Source organism: Pseudomonas sp. WS 5010 (genome assembly GCF_012985565.1).
Taxonomy (GTDB): domain Bacteria; phylum Pseudomonadota; class Gammaproteobacteria; order Pseudomonadales; family Pseudomonadaceae; genus Aquipseudomonas.
In genome coordinates this window covers 278,308-297,120 of record NZ_JAAQWQ010000004.1, presented here as the reverse complement: position 1 = coordinate 297,120, position 18,813 = coordinate 278,308, and the positions used below count along the sequence as shown (strand labels likewise).

At 61.9% G+C, this 18,813-nt stretch carries 19 protein-coding genes; 7 read left to right on the top strand and 12 right to left on the bottom strand.

Going from position 1 to position 18,813, the window contains the following annotated elements; all coding sequences use genetic code 11:
* The first annotated feature begins 17 nt into the window (after nucleotides 1-17).
* Complete coding sequence (locus tag HBO11_RS14495; protein ID WP_029289761.1) at nucleotides 18-590, top strand: xanthine phosphoribosyltransferase; 573 nt, start codon at nucleotides 18-20, stop codon at nucleotides 588-590.
* A 131-nt stretch (nucleotides 591-721) separates the two neighbouring features.
* Here the strand turns inward: HBO11_RS14495 and HBO11_RS14490 are convergent, their stop codons facing one another.
* From HBO11_RS14490 to dadA, 6 genes are all read right to left on the bottom strand, one after another.
* Nucleotides 722-2,644: an acetyl-CoA hydrolase/transferase family protein gene (locus HBO11_RS14490; RefSeq protein WP_169955399.1), complete on the bottom strand. Its 1,923-nt coding sequence runs from the start codon at nucleotides 2,642-2,644 to the stop codon at nucleotides 722-724.
* Nucleotides 2,645-2,777: 133 nt separating this feature from the next.
* Entirely contained in the window at nucleotides 2,778-3,191 is a 414-nt protein-coding gene (locus tag HBO11_RS14485; protein WP_169955452.1) for a c-type cytochrome, read from the bottom strand.
* Nucleotides 3,192-3,372: 181 nt separating this feature from the next.
* Nucleotides 3,373-3,921 (bottom strand): cupin domain-containing protein, encoded by a 549-nt coding sequence (locus tag HBO11_RS14480; RefSeq protein WP_029289768.1) that lies wholly within the window; start codon nucleotides 3,919-3,921, stop codon nucleotides 3,373-3,375.
* Between the two features lie 116 nt (nucleotides 3,922-4,037).
* Nucleotides 4,038-5,111, bottom strand: a complete 1,074-nt coding sequence (gene alr, locus HBO11_RS14475) for an alanine racemase (protein WP_169955400.1) — start codon at nucleotides 5,109-5,111, stop codon at nucleotides 4,038-4,040.
* Nucleotides 5,112-5,188: 77 nt separating this feature from the next.
* Nucleotides 5,189-5,542 carry a RidA family protein gene (locus HBO11_RS14470; RefSeq protein ID WP_032856829.1) on the bottom strand — a complete coding sequence of 118 codons (354 nt, stop codon included), beginning with the start codon at nucleotides 5,540-5,542 and terminating at the stop codon, nucleotides 5,189-5,191.
* The gene (gene dadA, locus HBO11_RS14465) at nucleotides 5,514-6,815 is read right to left on the bottom strand and encodes a D-amino acid dehydrogenase (RefSeq protein ID WP_170058894.1); all 1,302 of its coding nucleotides are present in this window, start codon (nucleotides 6,813-6,815) and stop codon (nucleotides 5,514-5,516) included. The genes HBO11_RS14470 and dadA overlap by 29 nt, the downstream gene beginning before the upstream one ends.
* A gap of 156 nt (nucleotides 6,816-6,971) precedes the next feature.
* Between dadA and HBO11_RS14460 the strand changes: the two genes are divergently transcribed.
* Nucleotides 6,972-7,460 carry an Lrp/AsnC ligand binding domain-containing protein gene (locus HBO11_RS14460; RefSeq protein WP_003206849.1) on the top strand — a complete coding sequence of 163 codons (489 nt, stop codon included), beginning with the start codon at nucleotides 6,972-6,974 and terminating at the stop codon, nucleotides 7,458-7,460.
* 105 nt (nucleotides 7,461-7,565) lie between these two features.
* Here the strand turns inward: HBO11_RS14460 and HBO11_RS14455 are convergent, their stop codons facing one another.
* Nucleotides 7,566-7,919, bottom strand: coding sequence for a YkgJ family cysteine cluster protein (locus HBO11_RS14455; protein WP_169955401.1), 354 nt, complete (start codon nucleotides 7,917-7,919; stop codon nucleotides 7,566-7,568).
* 115 nt (nucleotides 7,920-8,034) lie between these two features.
* Here HBO11_RS14455 and HBO11_RS14450 point away from each other — a divergent pair, with 115 nt between their 5' ends.
* Nucleotides 8,035-9,327, top strand: coding sequence for an FAD-binding oxidoreductase (locus HBO11_RS14450; RefSeq protein ID WP_169955402.1), 1,293 nt, complete (start codon nucleotides 8,035-8,037; stop codon nucleotides 9,325-9,327).
* A gap of 1 nt (nucleotide 9,328) precedes the next feature.
* On the opposite strand, the gene HBO11_RS14445 is transcribed toward HBO11_RS14450, so the two are convergent.
* Nucleotides 9,329-9,562, bottom strand: a complete 234-nt coding sequence (locus HBO11_RS14445) for a DUF1127 domain-containing protein (RefSeq protein ID WP_169955403.1) — start codon at nucleotides 9,560-9,562, stop codon at nucleotides 9,329-9,331.
* A gap of 165 nt (nucleotides 9,563-9,727) precedes the next feature.
* Here HBO11_RS14445 and HBO11_RS14440 point away from each other — a divergent pair, with 165 nt between their 5' ends.
* Nucleotides 9,728-11,161, top strand: a complete 1,434-nt coding sequence (locus HBO11_RS14440; RefSeq protein WP_169955404.1) for a PLP-dependent aminotransferase family protein — start codon at nucleotides 9,728-9,730, stop codon at nucleotides 11,159-11,161.
* 62 nt (nucleotides 11,162-11,223) lie between these two features.
* Nucleotides 11,224-12,789: a phospholipase D family protein gene (locus HBO11_RS14435; protein ID WP_169955405.1), complete on the top strand. Its 1,566-nt coding sequence runs from the start codon at nucleotides 11,224-11,226 to the stop codon at nucleotides 12,787-12,789.
* A gap of 82 nt (nucleotides 12,790-12,871) precedes the next feature.
* Here HBO11_RS14435 and HBO11_RS14430 read toward each other — a convergent pair whose 3' ends face one another.
* Nucleotides 12,872-14,014, bottom strand: coding sequence for an MFS transporter (locus tag HBO11_RS14430; RefSeq protein ID WP_169955406.1), 1,143 nt, complete (start codon nucleotides 14,012-14,014; stop codon nucleotides 12,872-12,874).
* A 166-nt stretch (nucleotides 14,015-14,180) separates the two neighbouring features.
* The gene (locus HBO11_RS14425) at nucleotides 14,181-15,674 is read right to left on the bottom strand and encodes an aldehyde dehydrogenase (RefSeq protein WP_057440504.1); all 1,494 of its coding nucleotides are present in this window, start codon (nucleotides 15,672-15,674) and stop codon (nucleotides 14,181-14,183) included.
* 227 nt (nucleotides 15,675-15,901) lie between these two features.
* On the opposite strand from HBO11_RS14425, the gene HBO11_RS14420 reads away from it, so the two are divergent.
* Complete coding sequence (locus HBO11_RS14420; protein WP_169955407.1) at nucleotides 15,902-16,264, top strand: cupin domain-containing protein; 363 nt, start codon at nucleotides 15,902-15,904, stop codon at nucleotides 16,262-16,264.
* Between the two features lie 80 nt (nucleotides 16,265-16,344).
* Here HBO11_RS14420 and rpmG read toward each other — a convergent pair whose 3' ends face one another.
* Both rpmG and rpmB read right to left on the bottom strand, forming a co-directional pair.
* A complete protein-coding gene (gene rpmG, locus HBO11_RS14415; protein WP_003176906.1) occupies nucleotides 16,345-16,500 on the bottom strand; it encodes a 50S ribosomal protein L33 in 156 nt (51 codons plus the stop codon).
* A gap of 11 nt (nucleotides 16,501-16,511) precedes the next feature.
* Entirely contained in the window at nucleotides 16,512-16,745 is a 234-nt protein-coding gene (gene rpmB, locus HBO11_RS14410; RefSeq protein ID WP_007920377.1) for a 50S ribosomal protein L28, read from the bottom strand.
* Between the two features lie 458 nt (nucleotides 16,746-17,203).
* On the opposite strand from rpmB, the gene HBO11_RS14405 reads away from it, so the two are divergent.
* Nucleotides 17,204-18,796, top strand: a complete 1,593-nt coding sequence (locus HBO11_RS14405) for an ABC transporter substrate-binding protein (RefSeq protein ID WP_169955408.1) — start codon at nucleotides 17,204-17,206, stop codon at nucleotides 18,794-18,796.
* Nucleotides 18,797-18,813 lie beyond the last annotated feature (17 nt).

Sequence of the window (18,813 nt, the reverse complement as noted above, 5' to 3'; positions counted from 1 at the left end):
CACCAGAGGAAGCTTTTGTGGAAGCACTGCACAAGAAAATTCGCGAAGAAGGCATCGTGCTTTCCGACCAGGTACTCAAGGTCGACGCCTTTCTGAACCATCAGATCGACCCGGCGCTGATGAAGCTGATCGGCGACGAATTCGCCGCGCTGTTCAAGGACTCGGGGATCACCAAGATCGTCACCATCGAAGCCTCTGGCATCGCGCCGGCGATCATGACCGGCCTGAACCTGGGCGTGCCGGTGATCTTCGCCCGTAAGCAGCAGTCCCTGACCCTGACGGAAAACCTGCTGTCGGCGACGGTGTATTCCTTCACCAAGAAAGTCGAAAGCACTGTGGCGATTTCCCCGCGCCACCTGACCAGCAGCGACCGCGTGCTGGTGATCGATGACTTCCTGGCCAACGGCAAGGCGTCCCAGGCACTGATTTCGATCATCAAGCAGGCTGGCGCCACCGTGGCAGGCCTGGGGATCGTGATCGAGAAGTCGTTCCAGGGCGGGCGTGCCGAGCTGGATGCCCAGGGTTACCGGGTTGAGTCGCTGGCGCGGGTCAAGTCCCTGGCTGGCGGTGTCGTGACCTTCATCGACTGAAGGTGAGCGAGCACAGTTAAAAATGTGGGAGCTGGCTTGCCTGCGATAGCGCAGTGTCAGGCGACAGAGATGTCGACTGTCAGGCCCTCATCGCAGGCAAGCCAGCTCCCACATTTGCCTTGTGTTACCTGTCAGCGTGCGGTGGCCTGTAGGCCAGCAAGCAATAGGCGCTGATACAAATCCTCTTTAAACCCCTCCGGCTTTTCCAGGCGCATGCGCAGCAGGTGCTCGGCAAACGCCTCAGGCTCCGGTGCATCCAGCGCCGCCTTGCCCAGTTCCAAAATCTCCGTCAGCTTGAATTTGCTCTTGAGCCAGTTCAACGCGCGCAACAAATCGCGCTCTTCGTCAGTGAAGTCACTGCCCAGCGGGTACTCCGGGAACAGCCTTGGATGCCGCGCCTGCACGGCCTCCAAGCGCTCGGGCGTGTTGTCGGCAAAGCGCGGGTCGAGCTGGAAGTCCTTGGGCAACTTGCCGGCTTTTTGCGCCTGCTCGATCAGGTCGGCCTGGAACCGCGAGTCGGTGATATTGAGCAGCGCCTCGATCACCTTGGCGTCGGTCTGGCCGCGCAGGTCGGCGATGCCGTATTCGGTGATCACAATGTCGCGCAGGTGCCGGGGAATCGTGCAGTGGCCGTACTCCCAGACAATATTGGAGCTGACATCGCCACCCGACTCGCGCCAGCTGCGCAGGATCAGGATCGAGCGCGCGCCCTCCAGCGCATGGCCCTGGGCGACAAAGTTGTATTGCCCGCCCACCCCGCTGAGCACGCGACCGTCTTCCAGTTGGTCGGCAACACCGGCGCCCAGCAACGTGACCATGATCGCGCTGTTGATAAACCGCGCATCCAGGCGCTGCAAGCGCTTGAGCTCTTCCTGCCCGTACAGCTCGTTGATGTAGCTGATGCGGGTCATGTTGAATTCCAGGCGCTTGGCGTGAGTCATTTCCTGCAAGCGCTGGTAAAAACTGCGTGGCCCGAGGAAGAAACCACCGTGGATCGACACGCCATCCGGCTGCGCCGCATCGTCCAGCAGGCCAGCGTTAGCCTGCTGCTGCGTCGCCACATCCGGGTACACCCTGCGCCGCACAATCCCGGCGTCGGCCAGCACCAGCAAGCCGTTGACGAACATTTCGCTGCAGCCGTAAAGGCCCCGGGCAAACGGCTCGACCCCGCCCTCACGGCTGATCAGCGGTGCCCACTGGTACACATCAAGGTCTGTGAGCAACTGCCGGTAGCCTTCGTTATCGGCCTGGCGCGCCAGCAGCGCAGCGGTCAGGGCGTCGCCCATCGAACCGATGCCGATCTGCAACGTACCGCCGTCGCGCACCAGGGTGCTGGCGTGCAAACCGATGAAGTGGTCCTGCAAACCCACGGGCATGTTTGGCGTGGAGAACAGCGTGGTGCGGTCTTTTTCGTCGATCAGGAAGTCGAACTGATCCATGCCCAGCTCGGCATCACCGGGCATGTAGGGCAAATCTTCATGCACCTGGCCGACCACCAGGATGGTCTCCCCGGCCGCACGGCGCTTGGCGATCATCGGCAACAGGTCGAGGGTGATATCGGGGTTGCAGCTCAGGCTCAGGCGATCCGGGTGTTCGCTGCTGCTGGCCACCAACTGCGCGACCAGGTTCAGGCCGGCGGCGTTGATATCGCGGGCGGCATGGCTGTAGTTGCTGCTGACATAGTCCTGTTGGGCCGAGGCGCTATGCAGCAGGCTGCCGGGCTGCATAAAGAACTGCTGCACGTGGATATTGGCCGGCAGGCTGTCCTTGCGCAGGGCGGCGAGGAAGTCCAGCTCGGGATAATCGCCAAACACCCGCTCGATAAACGGCTCCAGGAAACGCTTCTGCAAGCCATCTCCCAACGGTGGGCGGCCCAGGCTGAGGGCCGTGTAGATGGTCAGCGCCCGCTCGGGCAGCTTGGCAATGCGCCGGTACAAGGCGTTGGCAAACAGATTCGGCTTGCCCAGGCCCAACGGCATACCCATGTGGATATGCGCAGGCAAGCGCTCCAGTACGTCATCGACCGCTTGTTCGATTGAACACAACTGCACCATCCGACCCTCCTGAACATTCCGTGATTAGGGGTTGGACCGAGCTTGCCGGGTCTTTGCTGCAATGAACAGCCTTGGCCGCCAAATTGCGCCCACAAAAAAGCCGCTGGTCAGCGGCTTTTTGGCGAAGATCGGTTTATTTCAAACCAGACATCTTCTCGATCGCAGCCTTGAGGTCGTCATCCGAGCAATCGGAGCAGGTGCCTTTAGGCGGCATGGCGTTGATGCCGGTGATGGCTTTGGCCAGGATGCCATCGAGGCCGCCCTGGTGGTCGGCGCGTTCTTTCCAGGCTGCGGTGTCACCGATTTTCGGTGCACCCAACAGGCCCGTGCCGTGGCAAGCGTTACAGTGTTTGGCAATGACTTCGTCCGGCGTTTTCGCACCGCCGCCGCCTGCTGTCACAGCGACTTCCATCCCCTTGCACTCTTGCCCCTGGACACACACCTGTCCGACAGGCGCCAGGCGCTTGGCAATATCATCATTGGTCGCAGCTTGAGCGCTGGCAGCCCAAAGGGCCAGTACGGTTGCTGGTACGGCCAGCATTTTCATAATTAGGTTCACGCGTTCACCCTCATGGTGGCTATTCACGCCTGCGGCCACGGTTTCGCAGGCGGCGAAAGTATAACGGTTAGGCCGCCTCACTGAAACAACCCTATTATCCAAGGGGAGATTCAGTAGGGCGAAATACAACGATGGGCACCTCTGCAAGGTAGGCAGGGCGCCTCTTCTGTTAAAAGTTCGCGGGCGTGGCTGCGCTGATTAGTCGCGCCGGCACATCGAACGGATTACGAAAACGGTGCGGCTTGGTGCTTTCAAAGTAGTAGCTATCGCCGGCTTCGAGCACAAAAGTTTCGACGCCCACGACCAACTCCAGACGACCTTCCAACAAGATCCCGGTTTCCTCACCGTCATGGGTCAGCATTTCCTCGCCGGTATCGGCGCCTGGCGGGTAGATTTCGTTGAGAAACGCAATCGCCCGGCTGGGATGCGCCCGGCCCACCAGTTTCATCGTGACCGCGCCATCGGAGATGTCGATCAGCTCATTGGCTTTATAGACGATCTGCGTCGGTTTTTCCTGGAGGATCTCCTCGGAAAAGAACTCGACCATGGACATGGGAATGCCGCCCAGCACCTTGCGCAAGGAGCTGATGGAGGGGCTGACACTGTTTTTCTCGATCATCGAAATGGTGCTGTTGGTGACGCCCGCACGCTTGGCGAGTTCACGCTGGGAAAGACCTTTCAGTTTACGGATGGATTGCAGTCGTTCGCCGACGTCCAATGCAGGAGCCTCCTAGGATTCAGGCTTTGTTGTAATTGAGCGTTATCATGGCGACAGCGTTCAGTATTTACAACACTTTGGTCTGAATCCTGGTGGGCGTGATCGGCGGCCTGCGGCTATGTGCCGGAATAGAGCCGTGGCACGCGGCGCAAGTTGCAAAAAATCTGGTAGGGAATGGTATCGGCGGCGCTCGCCACATCGCTGGCGAGGATGTTTTTGCCCCACAACTCCACGGTCGAGCCCAGGCCGGCCTGGGGCACGTCGGTCAGGTCGATGCACAGCATGTCCATTGATACCCGCCCCAGCAACTGGCTGCGCTGGCCGGCGACCAGCACCGGCGTGCCGGTCGGCGCGTGCCGTGGATAACCGTCGGCATAGCCCATGGCAACCACGCCGATACGCATCGGCTTGGGCGTCACGAACCGCGCGCCATAACCCACAGGCTCACCCGCTGGCAGCTCGCGCACGCAGATGACTTTCGACTCCAGGGTCATCACCGGCTGCAAACGCGCGGCAACTGCCTGGTCTTCGCCAAAGGGCGTCGCACCGTAAAGCATGATGCCCGGTCGTACCCAATCACTGGAAACGCTCGGCCAGCCCATCACCGACGGCGAATTGCGCAGGCTGACCTGGGCCGCCAGGCCCTGGCGCGCCGCCTCGAATACCGCGACCTGCTCATCGCTGCTGGCGCAGTCCAGCTCATCGGCACGGGCGAAGTGGCTCATCAGCACAATCTTTGCGACTTTGCCGCTGGCCAGCAGGCGCTGGTACGCATCGTGATAATCCTTGGGATGCAGCCCAACCCGGTGCATGCCCGAATCCAGCTTCAACCACACCGTCAGCGGCTTGCTCAGGCGCGCCTGTTCAATTGCCTCCAGTTGCCACAGCGAATGCACCACGCACCACAAGTCATGCTCGATGATCAGCGGCAGCTCGTCGGCCTCGAAGAATCCTTCGAGCAACAACACCGGCCCACCAATTGCAGCAGCGCGCAGCTCCAGCGCTTCCTCGATGCAGGCCACGGCAAAACCGTCGGCCTGGTCTTCCAGGGCCTGGGCCACACGCACGGCACCATGGCCGTAGGCATCGGCCTTGATCACGGCGAGGGCCTTGGCCCCGGTCAGTTCGCGGGCCAATTGGTAGTTATGGCGCAGGGCTTGTAGGTCGATCAGGGCACGGGCAGGACGCATGGCGGCAGGCTTCTAGGCGGCGGTGGGAAGAAAAAACCGGTACCGGCCAATAGCGCCGGCACCGGAAGAGGGATCGTTTATGGCAGAGCAGCCACGACAGACAGCTCCACCAGGATTTCTGGCTCACACAGCTTCGACTCGACCGTGGCACGGGCCGGGGCCACGCCTTTTGGCAGCCACTTGTCCCATACCGCGTTCATGCCGGCAAAGTCGGCGTCGATGTCTTTGAGATAGATCGTCACCGACAGCAACTTGGTTTTGTCGGTACCGGCCAGATCCAGCAAACGCTCGATATTGGCCAGGGTTTCTCGGGTCTGCTGTTCAATCCCGGCACTCATGTCGTCGCCGACTTGTCCTGCCAGATACACGGTACCGCTGTGGACAACGATCTGGCTCATGCGCTCATTGGTGAGCTGGCGCTGGATTGACATGTTTTGTGGACTCCTGAGGGTTGCCGTAACGGGAAATATCAAGGCCTGCGGCACTGATCTGCGGGGTTTTCTTGGCCATCAGGTCTGCCAGCAGGCGACCAGAGCCACAGGCCATGGTCCAGCCGAGAGTGCCGTGACCGGTATTCAAGAACAGGTTCTTGAAGGGCGTGGCGCCGACGATCGGCGTACCGTCCGGGGTAGTCGGACGCAGGCCGGTCCAGAAGGTGGCTTCGCTCAAATCACCGCCCTGAGGATAAAGGTCGTTGACGATCATCTCCAGGGTTTCGCGCCGGCGCGGGTTCAGCGACAGGTCAAAACCGGCTATTTCAGCCATGCCACCGACCCGGATGCGGTTGTCGAAACGGGTGATCGCGACCTTGTAGGTCTCGTCGAGAATGGTCGAGGTCGGGGCCATCGCCGGGTTGGTGATCGGCACGGTCAGGGAGTAACCCTTGAGCGGATACACCGGCGCCTTGATCCCCAGCGGCTTGAGCAACTGCGGCGAGTAACTGCCCAGGGCCAGCACGTAGCGGTCGGCGGTTTCCAGCTTGCCGTCGATCCACACGCCGTTGATGCGGTCGCCGGCGTGGTCCAGGCGCTGAATGTCCTGTTCAAAGCGGAACTCCACACCCAACTGCTTGCACATATCGGCCAGGCGGGTGGTGAACATCTGGCAGTCGCCGGTCTGGTCATTGGGCAGGCGCAGGGCACCGGCCAGGATATCCGTGACACTGGCCAGGGCCGGCTCGACGCGGGCAATGCCGGCGCGGTCAAGCAGCTCGAACGGAACCCCGGACTTTTTCAGCACGGCGATATCCTTGGCCGCGCCATCGAGTTGCGCCTGGGTGCGGAACAATTGCGTAGTCCCCAGGCTACGGCCTTCGTAGGCGATACCGGTTTCGGCGCGCAGTTCGTCGAGGCAGTCGCGGCTGTACTCGGACAGGCGCACCATGCGCTCTTTGTTCACCGCATAACGGTTGGCCGTGCAGTTGCGCAGCATCTGCGCCATCCACAGGTATTGGTCGATATCGGCGGTGGCCTTGATCGCCAGCGGCGCATGGCGCTGCAGCAACCACTTGATGGCCTTGAGCGGCACGCCCGGCGCGGCCCATGGCGACGCATAACCGGGCGAGACCTGGCCGGCGTTGGCGAAGCTGGTCTCCATTGCAACGGCCGGCTGACGGTCGACCACGACCACCTCAAAACCGGCACGCGCCAAATAGTAGGCACTGGCCACACCAATGACACCGCTACCCAAGACCAAAACGCGCATTTTTATATCCTCATCACGGCTTGACCGCTGACGTTTGTTGTTCAGCACAAAGATGTGGGCAGTATAAAAAGCAATGGCCAGTGCATTTCACTATATAAGTGCCTATATTTGGCGACAATTCTCGGCAAAAACCCTTTTCACGGAGGAGCATCCCCTATGCGGACCAATACCCAGACCAAGCGGGAGCTGGACAAGATCGACCGCAACATCCTGCGCATCCTGCAGGCCGACGGGCGGATTTCGTTTACCGAGCTGGGGGAGAAGGTCGGGCTGTCGACCACGCCTTGCACCGAACGGGTCCGGCGCCTGGAGCGCGAGGGGATCATCATGGGCTACAACGCCCGCCTCAATCCGCAGCACTTGAAGGGTAGCCTGCTGGTGTTTGTCGAGATCAGCCTCGACTACAAATCCGGCGATACCTTCGAAGAATTCCGACGTGCCGTGCTGAAACTGCCCCATGTGCTGGAGTGTCACCTGGTCTCAGGGGATTTCGACTATCTGGTGAAGGCGCGGATCTCCGAGATGGCTTCGTACCGCAAACTGCTGGGCGACATCCTGCTCAAGCTGCCCCATGTGCGCGAATCCAAGAGCTATATCGTGATGGAAGAGGTGAAGGAGAGCCTAAACCTGCCGATCCCGGATTGACGCCCCTACCGTGTAGGAGCCGGCTTGCTGGCGATGAGGCCCTGGAGTCATGCATTCAATTGAACGACGCCATCGCCGGCAAGCCGGCTCCTACTAGGGGAGCAGTCAGACCAGGACCTGCCGGGTGGTCGCCATATACTCGTGGATCTGCTTCTCCACCCGCGGGTGAATCAACTCCACCGGGCCACGGTTGTTGGGGCATGGCAGGCTGGGGGTAGTACCAAACAGCCGGCAGATCAGCGGGCGTTCGTCGTACACCGTGCAGCCGTCGGGGCCCAGGTGTACGCAATTGAGCTCATCCATGGCCGCTTCCTGCTCGGCCGCCGTCTTGCGCGGCAGGCGCGACATTTCCTCGGTGGATGTAGTCACCGGCCCACAGCAATCATGGCAACCCGGCACACACTCGAACGAGGGAATCTGCCGGCGCAGCGCGTTGACTTTCTGGCTGTTGCAACTCATCGAAACCCATACCGAACGGCGAATAGGCGTGGATTTTGCCCTAAAAGCCCCGAGTGAGACAGCTTCACCCGACCGCTGTATCCTGCGTCAAATTTTCCAAACACGGATGCTCCCCATGACCGCCAGCGCCCGGCACACCGCTTCCTACTACGCCGCCAGCAGCCTGCCGCAGCCCGATTATCCGGTGCTGGCAGGCGAAGTCGTCGCCGATGTGTGCGTGGTGGGCGGCGGGTTTTCCGGGCTGAACACCGCGCTGGAGCTGGCCGAGCGCGGCTTTAGCGTGGCGCTGCTGGAGGCGCGCAAGATCGCCTGGGGCGCCAGCGGGCGCAACGGCGGGCAGTTGATTCGTGGCGTCGGTCATGGCCTGGATCAGTTTGCCAATGTAGTCGGCACCGAAGGTGTGCGGCAGATGAAGCTGATGGGCCTGGAAGCCGTGGAAATCGTGCGCCAGCGGGTCGAGCGCTTCCAGATCGATTGCGACCTGACCTGGGGCTACTGCGACCTGGCCAACAAGCCCCGCGACCTGCAAGGCCTGGCCGCCGACGCCGAAGAACTGCACGGGCTTGGTTATCGCCATGAACTGCGCCTGCTGCAAGCCGGGGAGATGCGCAGCGTGATCGGCTCCGACCGTTACGTGGGCGGCATGATCGACATGGGCTCCGGCCACCTGCACCCGCTGAACCTGGCCCTCGGTGAAGCCGCCGCCGCGCAGCAACTGGGGGTCAGGCTGTTCGAGCAGTCCGAAGCCCTGCGCATCGACTACGGCCCGGAAGTCAAAGTCCACACCGCCCAGGGCAGCGTGCGCGCCAAGACCCTGGTGCTGGGCTGCAATGCCTATCTCAATGGCCTCAACCCGCACCTGAGCGGCAAGGTGCTGCCCGCTGGCAGCTACATCATTGCCACCCAACCCTTGAGCCCAACCCAGGCCGCCGAGTTACTGCCGCAAAACATGGCGGTGTGTGATCAGCGGGTCACGGTGGACTACTTCCGCTTGTCGGCCGACCGGCGCCTGCTGTTCGGCGGTGCTTGCCACTACTCCGGACGCGATCCCCAGGACATCGGCGCCTATATGCGGCCGAAGATGCTCAAGGTCTTCCCGCAATTGGCCGAGGCGAAGATCGACTATCAATGGGGCGGCATGATCGGCATCGGCGCCAACCGCCTGCCGCAGATTGGCCGGCTGGCCGACCAGCCCAATGTGTACTTTGCCCAGGCCTACGCCGGCCATGGCCTGAACGCCACCCACCTGGCCGGCAAACTGTTGGCCGAAGCCATCAGCGGCCAGCACAGTGGGCGCTTCGATCTGTTTGCCCAGGTGCCACACATCACCTTCCCTGGCGGCAAGCACTTGCGCTCACCGCTGCTGGCCCTGGGCATGCTCTGGCACCGCTTGAAAGAACTGCTCTGACTCAGCCGCGCCAGAACGGCTTCAAGCCTTCCTGGCGCGCCTGCTCGGCACTCAGGCCGATGTCGCGCAGTTGCTCCCGGCTCAACTCCAGCAAGGCCTTGCGCGTGTGGCGCCGGCGCCAGAACAGTTCCCAACGGCTCGGATTGCCAGGCGCCAGCCCGGCCAGCCCACGTTCCTGCCCTGCTTCCAGTTCCTGACTGTGTAACGCCAGCCGCACGTCGCTCAAGCCACTCATTGTCTTGCCCCTCATTTGCCTGTTGCCATGAGTGACTAGAATGAGCGCCGCAGCAAAACCATTACAGATTCAACCAACTTATATTAAATCCATACAGATACTCCACAGCACACGCTGAATCCTGTATTTTCCAGGCATCTGTACTGGTCCTCGGGAGCAACCGCCATGACGCTTTACGTCAACCTCGCCGAACTGCTGGGCACCCGTATCGAACAGGGCTTCTATCGCCCCGGCGACCGCCTGCCCTCGGTGCGCGCCCTGAGCGTGGAACACGGGGTCAGCCTGAGCACCGTCCAGCAGGCTTACCGGCTGCTGGAAGACAACGGCCTGGCGACACCCAAGCCAAAATCCGGCTACTTCGTGCCTGTCGGGCGCGAGCTGCCGGCGTTGCCCGCCGTGGGTCGGCCGGCCCAGCGCCCGGTGGAGATTTCCCAGTGGGACCAGGTGCTGGAACTGGTCCGCGCGGTGCCGCGCAAAGATGTCATACAGATGGGCCGAGGCATGCCGGATGTACTGTCGCCGACCATCAAGCCGCTGCTGCGCAGCCTGGCCCGGGTCAGCCGGCGCCAGGACCTGCCAGGCCTGTACTACGACAATATCTACGGCTGTATGGAGCTGCGCGAGCAAATCGCCCGTCTGTCATTGGATTCCGGCTGCCAGCTCGACGCCCAGGACATCGTGATCACCACCGGCTGTCATGAGGCGCTGTCCTCCAGCATCCGTGCGATTTGCGAGCCTGGCGATATCGTCGCCGTCGACTCGCCAAGCTTTCATGGCGCCATGCAGACCCTCAAGGGCCTGGGCATGAAAGCCCTGGAAATCCCCACCGACCCGCTCACCGGCATCAGCCTCGAAGCCCTGGAACTGGCCCTGGAACAATGGCCGATCAAAGTCATCCAGTTGACCCCCAATTGCAACAACCCCCTGGGCTACATCATGCCCGAGGCCCGCAAACGGGCGCTGCTGACCCTGGCCCAGCGCTTTGACGTGGCGATCATCGAAGACGATGTGTATGGCGAACTGGCCTACAGCTACCCGCGACCACGCACCATCAAATCCTTCGACGAAGATGGCCGCGTCCTACTCTGCAGTTCCTTCTCCAAAACCCTGGCCCCCGGCCTGCGGATCGGCTGGGTAGCCCCTGGCCGCTATCTGGAGCGGGTGCTGCACATGAAGTACATCAGCACCGGCTCCACCGCCACCCAACCGCAGATCGCCATTGCCGAGTTCCTCAAGAACGGGCACTTCGAGCCGCATTTACGGCGGATGCGCAGCCAATACCAGCGCAATCGCGACCTGATGCTCGATTGGGTCAGCCGCTATTTCCCCGCCGGCACCCGCGCCAGCCGGCCCCAGGGCAGCTTTATGCTGTGGGTGGAACTGCCCGAGGGCTTCGACACCCTCAGGCTCAACCGCGCCCTGGTCGAGCAAGGCGTACAGATTGCCGTGGGCAGCATCTTTTCTGCCTCGGGCAAATACCGGAACTGCCTGCGGATGAACTACGCTGCCAAGCCAACACCCCAGATTGAAGAGGCGGTGCGCAAGGTCGGGGCCACGGCGATCAAGATGCTCGCCGAAGCCGAACAGCGGGTGGACTGACCTTTTGCCAGCAATCACCGTCATATGCCCACCACCGCCCTGATTCGGAACCTGCCTCCTTGATGAGCCAACGGCTGTTAGCGCTTCTTTTGCTGGGGTTCCTGGGCCTGGGCGGTTGCGCCACCCTCAACGTACCCCGCGTACCCAGCGAAGCGCTGCCGGCCACGCAGTCCGCCTTCGGCCGCTCGATCCAGGCCCAGGCCGCGCCCTATCAGGGCCGCTCCGGGTTCCGCCTGCTGCCCAACAGCAGTGAAGCGTTCATGGCCCGCGCCGAACTGATCCGCAATGCCCAGACCAGCCTCGACCTGCAGTACTACATCGTCCATGACGGCATCAGCACGCGCATGCTGGTGGACGAGTTGCTCACCGCGGCCGACCGGGGCGTGCGGGTGCGCATCCTCCTGGACGACACCACCAGCGACGGTCTGGACCAGATCATCGCCACCCTGGCCGCGCACCCGCAGATCCAGATTCGCCTGTTCAACCCCTTGCACCTGGGGCGCAGCACCGGCGTGACGCGGGCCATGGGCCGGCTGTTCAACCTATCGCTGCAACACCGGCGCATGCACAACAAGCTGTGGCTGGCGGACAACAGCATGGCGATAGTCGGCGGGCGCAACCTGGGGGATGAGTATTTCGATGCCGAGCCCAACCTGAACTTCACCGATATCGACATGCTCAGCGTGGGGCCTGTGGCCGAGCAACTGGGCCACAGCTTTGACCAGTACTGGAACAGTGCACTGAGCAAACCCATCGCCGACTTCATCTCCAGCGCCCCCTCCTCCCGCGACCTGGCCACCGCGCGCGGGCTCCTGGAGAAGTCCCTGGCCGAGTCGCGCCAGCAAAACCATGCCCTGTACAACCGTCTGCGCACCTACCAGACCCAGCCTCGCATGGACATCTGGCGCCGAGAGCTGATCTGGGCCTGGAACCAGGCTCTGTGGGACGCACCGAGCAAGGTCCTGGCCAAGGCCGATCCCGACCCGCAACTGCTGCTCACCACTCAACTGGGGCCAGAGCTGGAAGGCGTGCACAGTGAACTGATGATGATTTCGGCCTACTTCGTCCCCGGTCAGCCGGGCCTGGTGTACCTGACCGGCCGCGCAGACGCGGGTGTGGACGTACGCCTGCTGACCAACGCCCTGGAAGCCACCGACGTGCCGGCGGTGCATGGCGGCTATGCGCCCTATCGCAAGGCGCTGCTGGAACACGGGGTGAAGTTGTACGAACTGCGCCGCCAACCGGGCGACGGCGGCGGCAGTGGCCCGCACCTGCTGGGTAGCCGCGCGCTGCATGGCTCGGACTCCAGCCTGCACAGCAAGGCGATGATCTTTGATCGGCAGAAGTCGTTTATCGGCTCATTCAATTTCGATCCGCGCTCGGTGCTGTGGAACACCGAGGTCGGGGTGCTGGTGGACAGTCCTGAGCTGGCCGAACACGTGCGCAACCTGGCCCTGCAAGGGATGGCGCCCGCCTTGAGTTATGAGGCGAAACTGCAGGAGGGCCAGGTGGTCTGGGTGACGGAAGATAACGGCCAGTTGCACACCCTGACCCGTGAGCCGGGTAGCTGGTGGCGCCGGCTCAATGCCTGGTTCGCTACCACCGTGGGCCTGGAACGCATGCTCTAACCCCTGTAGGAGCCGGCTTGCCGGCGATAGCGGCGGGTCAGCTAAGTTGCTATCGCCGGCAAGCCGGCCCCTACAGGTTTACCTAGGCTGGCTGCTCAACGCCAAACGCTCCTTGGCGCAACAACAGAATCACCAGCCCCAAGGCCCCCGCCGCCATCAACAACGGCAACGCATGCCCGCTGATCCACTGGCTGCCAGCCCCCGCTACCAGTGGGCCGATCAGGCAACCAATGCCCCACAACTGCGCGATATGGGCATTGGCCCGCACCAGCGCATCATCACGGTAGCGTTCGCCGATCAGGATTAACGACAAGGTAAACAAGCCCCCGGCGCTGGCACCGAACAGCACCCAGATCGGCCAGATCAGCCAGGTATCGAGCAACGGCGCAATCGCCAGGCTCGACAGCAGCAACAGCACCGCGCAGCCCAGAAACAGGGTGCGCCTTGGCAGGTAATCGGCCAGGGCGCCAATCGGCAATTGCAGCAGGGCATCGCCGACGACCACGGTGCTGACCATCGCCAGCGCCACCTCGGCGGTAAAGCCCTGTTGCAGGCAATAAACCGGTAATAGCGTCAGAATCATCGCTTCGAACGCGGCAAACAGCGCCACCGCCCAGGCAATCGCCGGCAGGCCACGGCAAAAACCCCACAAGTCGCCAAAGGTCACGCTGAAGGCTTCTGCCGTCGGCGCCCCGCTGCGCCCCAGGAGCAGGACCGGCGCAACGATCAACAGGCCGACACCAACCCAGAAACCATAGTCATGCTCGGTGCCCAGCACACCGAGCAACAACGGCCCCGACAGCTGGCTCAAGGCGTAGGTACAGCCATACAGCGCCACCAGCCGGCCACGCCACTGCTCCACCACCAACTGGTTGATCCAGCTCTCGCCGAGGATAAACACGATGGTCAGGATCACCCCGATCATCAACCGCAGCACCAGCCACACCGGATAGCTGGGCAACACCGCGAGCAAACCGATGGAAATCGCCCCGGCCCACAGGCACAGGCGCATCAGGTTCGCCGTGCCCAACCAGGAGGCCAGGCGACTGGACACCTTGGCGCCCAACAACACACCGAATGCCGGCATGGCCGCCATGATGCCGATGGCAAAGTTGCCATAGCCCCAGCTTTCCAGGCGCAGGGACACCAGCGGCATGCTCACGCCGAGGGCGAGGCCGACGCTGAGTACCGACGCCAGGACGGCGAAGTAAGTCGCCCAACGCATTGCCACGCTCCTGTGGGTTATTTCCAGATCACGCAAAATACTGTGGGAGCGGGCTGGCCCGCGATGAGGGAGTACCAGCCAACTCATGAGTGACTGATATACCGCTATCGCGGGCAAGCCCGCTCCCACATTTGGGTCTACTGCAGCTTGGGCCCGGAGTCCGGACTTACAGCTTGATCCAGGTCGCCTTCAGCTCGGTGTACTTGTCGAACGCGTGCAGCGACTTGTCGCGACCGTTGCCCGACTGCTTGAACCCACCAAACGGCGCAGTCATGTCGCCGCCATCGTACTGGTTGACCCACACGCTACCGGCGCGCAGGGCCTTGGCGGTCAGGTGCGCCTTGGAGATATCCGAAGTCCAGACTGCAGCGGCCAGGCCATAAGGCGTGTCGTTGGCAATCGCCACCGCTTCTTCAGCACTGTCGAAAGTCAGCACCGATAGCACCGGGCCAAAGATCTCTTCCTGGGCAATTTTCATGGCGTTGGTCACGCCGTCGAAAATCGTCGGCTCGACATAAGTACCACCGGTCTCCTGCAGGGTGCGCTTGCCACCGGCCACCAGCTTGGCGCCATCGGCGTGCCCGGCCTCGATGTACGACAGCACGGTGTTCATCTGCTGGGTATCCACCAGCGCACCGACATTAGTCGCCGGGTCCAGCGGGTTGCCCGGCTTCCAGCCCTTGAGGGCCTCGATCACCATTGGCAGGAATTTGTCCTTGATCGAACGCTCCACCAGCAGGCGCGAGCCGGCCGTGCAGACTTCGCCCTGGTTGAAGGCGATCGCGCCCGCAGCGGATTCGGCGGCGGCTTGCAGGTCCGGGGCATCGGCAAACACGATGTTCGGGCTCTTGCCGCCGGCTTCCAGCCAGACGCGTTTCATGTTCGATTCGCCGGAGTAGATCATCAGTTGCTTGGCGATCTTGGTCGAACCGGTGAACACCAAAGTGTCGACGTCCATATGCAGCGCCAGGGCCTTGCCGACAGTGTGGCCATAACCCGGCAGCACGTTGAGCACGCCTTTGGGGATACCGGCTTCAACGGCCAGGGCGGCGATGCGGATGGCAGTCAGCGGGGATTTTTCCGACGGCTTGAGCACGACCGAGTTACCGGTGGACAGCGCCGGCCCCAGCTTCCAGCAGGCCATCATCAGCGGGAAGTTCCACGGCACGATGGCCGCCACTACGCCGACGGGCTCGCGGGTCACCAGGCCCAGTTGGTCATGGGGGGTGGCGGCCACTTCATCGTAAATCTTGTCGATGGCCTCGCCGCTCCAGCTCAGGGCTTGCGCCGCGCCGGGGATGTCGATGCCCAGGGAGTCGCCGATGGGCTTGCCCATGTCCAGGGTTTCGAGCAGGGCCAGCTCTTCGGCATTGGCCTTGAGCAGCGCGGCGAAACGGATCATGGTGGCTTTGCGCTTGGCCGGGGCCAGGCGTGACCAGGCACCGGAGTTGAAGGTGGCGCGGGCGTTTTCCACGGCGCGCTGGGCGTCGGCGACGTCACAGCTGGCAACCGTGGTCAGCAGGCGGCCATCGACCGGGCTGAGGCATTCGAACGTGTCGCCGGAAACCGCGGCGGTGTATTCGCCATTGATGTAGGCGCGGCCTTCGATCTTCAGGTCCTTGGCGCGTTGTTCCCAGTCGGCACGGGTCAGGGTGGTCATGCGAGTGTCCTCCTCTTATTAAATATAAGGGCCCGGCGTTATAACCGCTCCCTTCCAAATGCTTGCCCGGCCAGCCAGCTATTCGGTCCGAGGCACCCGCCACCCTAAACCAGCCGCAAGGGATGTTTCAATATATTTGACATAACCGCGGCAAACGCCCTTGCGATGTTCATTTTAATAAACATAGACTTTGGCTCTCCAACCCCAGGCCTAGACGGGATACGTGCATGAACATTCAGGATGTCGTCGATTTCAGCCAGGCGAACACCGCCGCCGAACGCTACCGCCCCGCCACAGAAAAAATCCTCAAGGGCGACCCCGAGCAGACGCTCTACAACCACTACAACAGCCCGTGCGGCCAGATGAACGCCGGGGTCTGGGAAGGTGAAGTCGGGCAATGGAAGGTGAACTACACCGAACACGAGTACTGCGAGATCGTGCAGGGGGTTTCGGTGCTGCGCGATGCCGAGGGCAACGCCAAGACCTTGCGCGCCGGTGACCGCTTCGTGATCCCGGCCGGGTTCAGTGGCACGTGGGAAGTGCTGGAGCCGTGCCGCAAGATCTACGTGGTGTTCGAAGAAAAGGCCTGATCGGTCGAGCGCGACTTTTCAAAAGGCAAAAAAAACCCGCATCGTGAGATACGGGTTTTTTTCACAAGAAAGAAAACCAATTACTTGATTTTGCCTTCTTTGTAGATCACGTGCTTGCGAACGCGCGGGTCGAACATTTTCTTTTCGAGCTTGTCCGGGGTAGTACGCTTGTTCTTGTCGGTAGTGTAGAAGTGACCAGTACCGGCGCTAGAGATCATTCGAATCAATTCACGCATGATTTAGCTCCTTAGATTTTGCCGTCGCGGCGCAGTTCAGCGAGCACGACAGTGATGCCACGCTTGTCGATGATACGCATGCCTTTGGCAGATACGCGCAGACGGACAAAACGTTTCTCTTCTTCAACCCAGAAGCGGTGATGCTGCAGGTTTGGCAGGAAACGACGACGGGTTTTGTTGTTTGCGTGGGAAATGTTATTCCCAGTCACCGGACCCTTACCGGTAACTTGACAGACTCTCGACATGCCTCAGCCCTCTAAAACCACATGCCCAACCCGGCATGGGTTGGCCGCTTAATCTCTCAGTCATTTGGCGCCAGGCGCCGCGTTTCTTTAAGGGTCTTACCGGCTACACCTACAGTGAAGGAACCGGGCCCCTAGAAAAGAGCGCTGCTTTATACCAGAAAGACCCCAGTGCAACAACAGCCGGTGTGTTTTTCCCGCTGTAAATCTCGCCCGAACAGCTCTCAAGCGCTGCCAGGGTGGGCCGCCGTGCTGGCGAACCGCTCGTCGCACCAAATGATTTATCGCCGCTGCTTGTAGGCCAAGGCCCCGGGCAAAATGACCTGAGGCGCCATCAAAACAGTATTTGCTGCAAATGCACAGGCAAAAATGGGCTAGTCATTTGTGAATCAGGCCACTACGGTAGGCCTTTTCCAGACTGCACTCGCAGATGGGCCTCCGATCTGCAAAGGAAACCGACCATGCGCCTCGCTGCCCTGCCACTCCTGCTCGCCCCGCTCTTTCTCGCCCCGCTGGCCCAGGCGGCCTCCACGTTGAGCGTCTGCACCGAGGCCAGCCCCGAAGGGTTCGATGTGGTGCAGTACAACTCCCTGACCACCACCAACGCCTCGGCGGATGTGTTGATGAACCGCCTGGTGGACTTCGACGCCGTAAGCGGCAAGCTGGTGCCGAGCCTGGCCGACAGCTGGGAAGTCTCGCCAGACGGCCTGACCTACACCTTTAAATTGCACCCGGACGTGAAATTTCACCGTACCGCGTATTTCAGCCCAAGCCGCAGCCTCACCGCCGAAGACGTACGCTTCAGCTTCGAGCGCATGCTCGACCCGGCCAACCCCTGGCACCAGATAGCCCAGAGCGGCTTCCCTCACGCCCAGTCGCTACAACTGCCGGCGCTGATCAAGAAGATCGACGCCCTCGACCCGCTGACCGTGCGTTTTACCCTGAATCACGCCGACTCCACGTTCCTCGCCGCGCTGAGCATGGGCTTTGCCTCGATCTACCCGGCCGAATACGCCGACAAGCTGCTCAAGGCCGGCACCCCGGAGAAGCTCAATAGCCAACCCATCGGCACCGGGCCCTTCGTTTTCGGGCGTTTCCAGAAAGATGCGGCCATTCGCTACAAGGCCAACCCGGATTACTTTGCCGGCAAACCGGCTGTGGATAACTTGATCTTTGCGATCACCCCGGACGCCAACGTGCGCCTGCAGAAACTGCGCCGGGATGAGTGCCAGATCGCCTTGTCACCCAAGCCCCTGGATATCGGCGAGGCGCAAAAGGATGCGGCGCTCAAGGTGGAAAAGACCGCAGCCTTCATGACCGCCTTTGTGGCCATCAACAGCCAGCACCCTCCGCTGGACAAGCCAGAAGTGCGCCAGGCGATCAACCTGGCCTTCGACAAGGCCAGCTACCTCAAGGCCGTGTTTGAAGGCACCGCCGAAGCCGCCACCGGCCCCTATCCGCCCAATACCTGGAGCTTTGCCAAGGAATTGCCGGGTTATCCACAGGACATCGCCAAGGCCAAGGCCCTGCTGGCCCGTGCCGGCTTGAGTGACGGCTTCAAGACCACCATCTGGACCCGGCCCTCGGGCAGCCTGCTCAACCCCAACCCAAGCCTGGGCGCCCAGTTGTTGCAGGCGGACCTGGCCAAGGTCGGCATCCAGGCCGAGATCCGCGTGATCGAATGGGGCGAGCTGATCCGCCGCGCCAAGGCGGGCGAGCACGACCTGCTGTTTATGGGCTGGGCCGGCGACAACGGCGACCCGGATAACTTCCTGACCCCGCAGTTTTCCTGCGCAGCGGTCAAATCCGGCACCAACTTCGCCCGCTACTGCGACCCCGCGCTGGACAAGCTGATCAGTGCCGGCAAGACCACCAACGAGCAAGGCGTGCGCAGCAAGCTGTACCAACAGGCGCAGGTGCAGATCCAGCAGCAGGCACTGTGGTTGCCACTGGCCCACCCGACGGCCTTTGCCCTGACACGCAAGAGTATCGAGGGGTATCAGGTCAGCCCGTTTGGGCGCCAGGACTTCTCCAAGGTCAGCGTAAAACCCTGACCCGGCCTTTGTAGGAG

What these genes read in the sequence shown, in the direction of transcription:
- HBO11_RS14490 (WP_169955399.1), bottom strand. Translation starts at nt 2,644, where the DNA reads ATGGTGCAGTTGTGTTCAATCGAACAAGCGGTCGATGACGTACTGGAG.
- HBO11_RS14485 (WP_169955452.1), bottom strand. Translation starts at nt 3,191, where the DNA reads ATGAAAATGCTGGCCGTACCAGCAACCGTACTGGCCCTTTGGGCTGCC.
- alr (WP_169955400.1), bottom strand. Translation starts at nt 5,111, where the DNA reads ATGCGTCCTGCCCGTGCCCTGATCGACCTACAAGCCCTGCGCCATAAC.
- HBO11_RS14470 (WP_032856829.1), bottom strand. Translation starts at nt 5,542, where the DNA reads ATGTCAATCCAGCGCCAGCTCACCAATGAGCGCATGAGCCAGATCGTT.
- dadA (WP_170058894.1), bottom strand. Translation starts at nt 6,815, where the DNA reads ATGCGCGTTTTGGTCTTGGGTAGCGGTGTCATTGGTGTGGCCAGTGCC.
- HBO11_RS14460 (WP_003206849.1), top strand. Translation starts at nt 6,972, where the DNA reads ATGCGGACCAATACCCAGACCAAGCGGGAGCTGGACAAGATCGACCGC.
- HBO11_RS14455 (WP_169955401.1), bottom strand. Translation starts at nt 7,919, where the DNA reads ATGAGTTGCAACAGCCAGAAAGTCAACGCGCTGCGCCGGCAGATTCCC.
- HBO11_RS14450 (WP_169955402.1), top strand. Translation starts at nt 8,035, where the DNA reads ATGACCGCCAGCGCCCGGCACACCGCTTCCTACTACGCCGCCAGCAGC.
- HBO11_RS14445 (WP_169955403.1), bottom strand. Translation starts at nt 9,562, where the DNA reads ATGAGTGGCTTGAGCGACGTGCGGCTGGCGTTACACAGTCAGGAACTG.
- HBO11_RS14440 (WP_169955404.1), top strand. Translation starts at nt 9,728, where the DNA reads ATGACGCTTTACGTCAACCTCGCCGAACTGCTGGGCACCCGTATCGAA.
- HBO11_RS14435 (WP_169955405.1), top strand. Translation starts at nt 11,224, where the DNA reads ATGAGCCAACGGCTGTTAGCGCTTCTTTTGCTGGGGTTCCTGGGCCTG.
- HBO11_RS14430 (WP_169955406.1), bottom strand. Translation starts at nt 14,014, where the DNA reads ATGCGTTGGGCGACTTACTTCGCCGTCCTGGCGTCGGTACTCAGCGTC.
- HBO11_RS14425 (WP_057440504.1), bottom strand. Translation starts at nt 15,674, where the DNA reads ATGACCACCCTGACCCGTGCCGACTGGGAACAACGCGCCAAGGACCTG.
- HBO11_RS14420 (WP_169955407.1), top strand. Translation starts at nt 15,902, where the DNA reads ATGAACATTCAGGATGTCGTCGATTTCAGCCAGGCGAACACCGCCGCC.
- rpmG (WP_003176906.1), bottom strand. Translation starts at nt 16,500, where the DNA reads ATGCGTGAATTGATTCGAATGATCTCTAGCGCCGGTACTGGTCACTTC.
- rpmB (WP_007920377.1), bottom strand. Translation starts at nt 16,745, where the DNA reads ATGTCGAGAGTCTGTCAAGTTACCGGTAAGGGTCCGGTGACTGGGAAT.
- HBO11_RS14405 (WP_169955408.1), top strand. Translation starts at nt 17,204, where the DNA reads ATGCGCCTCGCTGCCCTGCCACTCCTGCTCGCCCCGCTCTTTCTCGCC.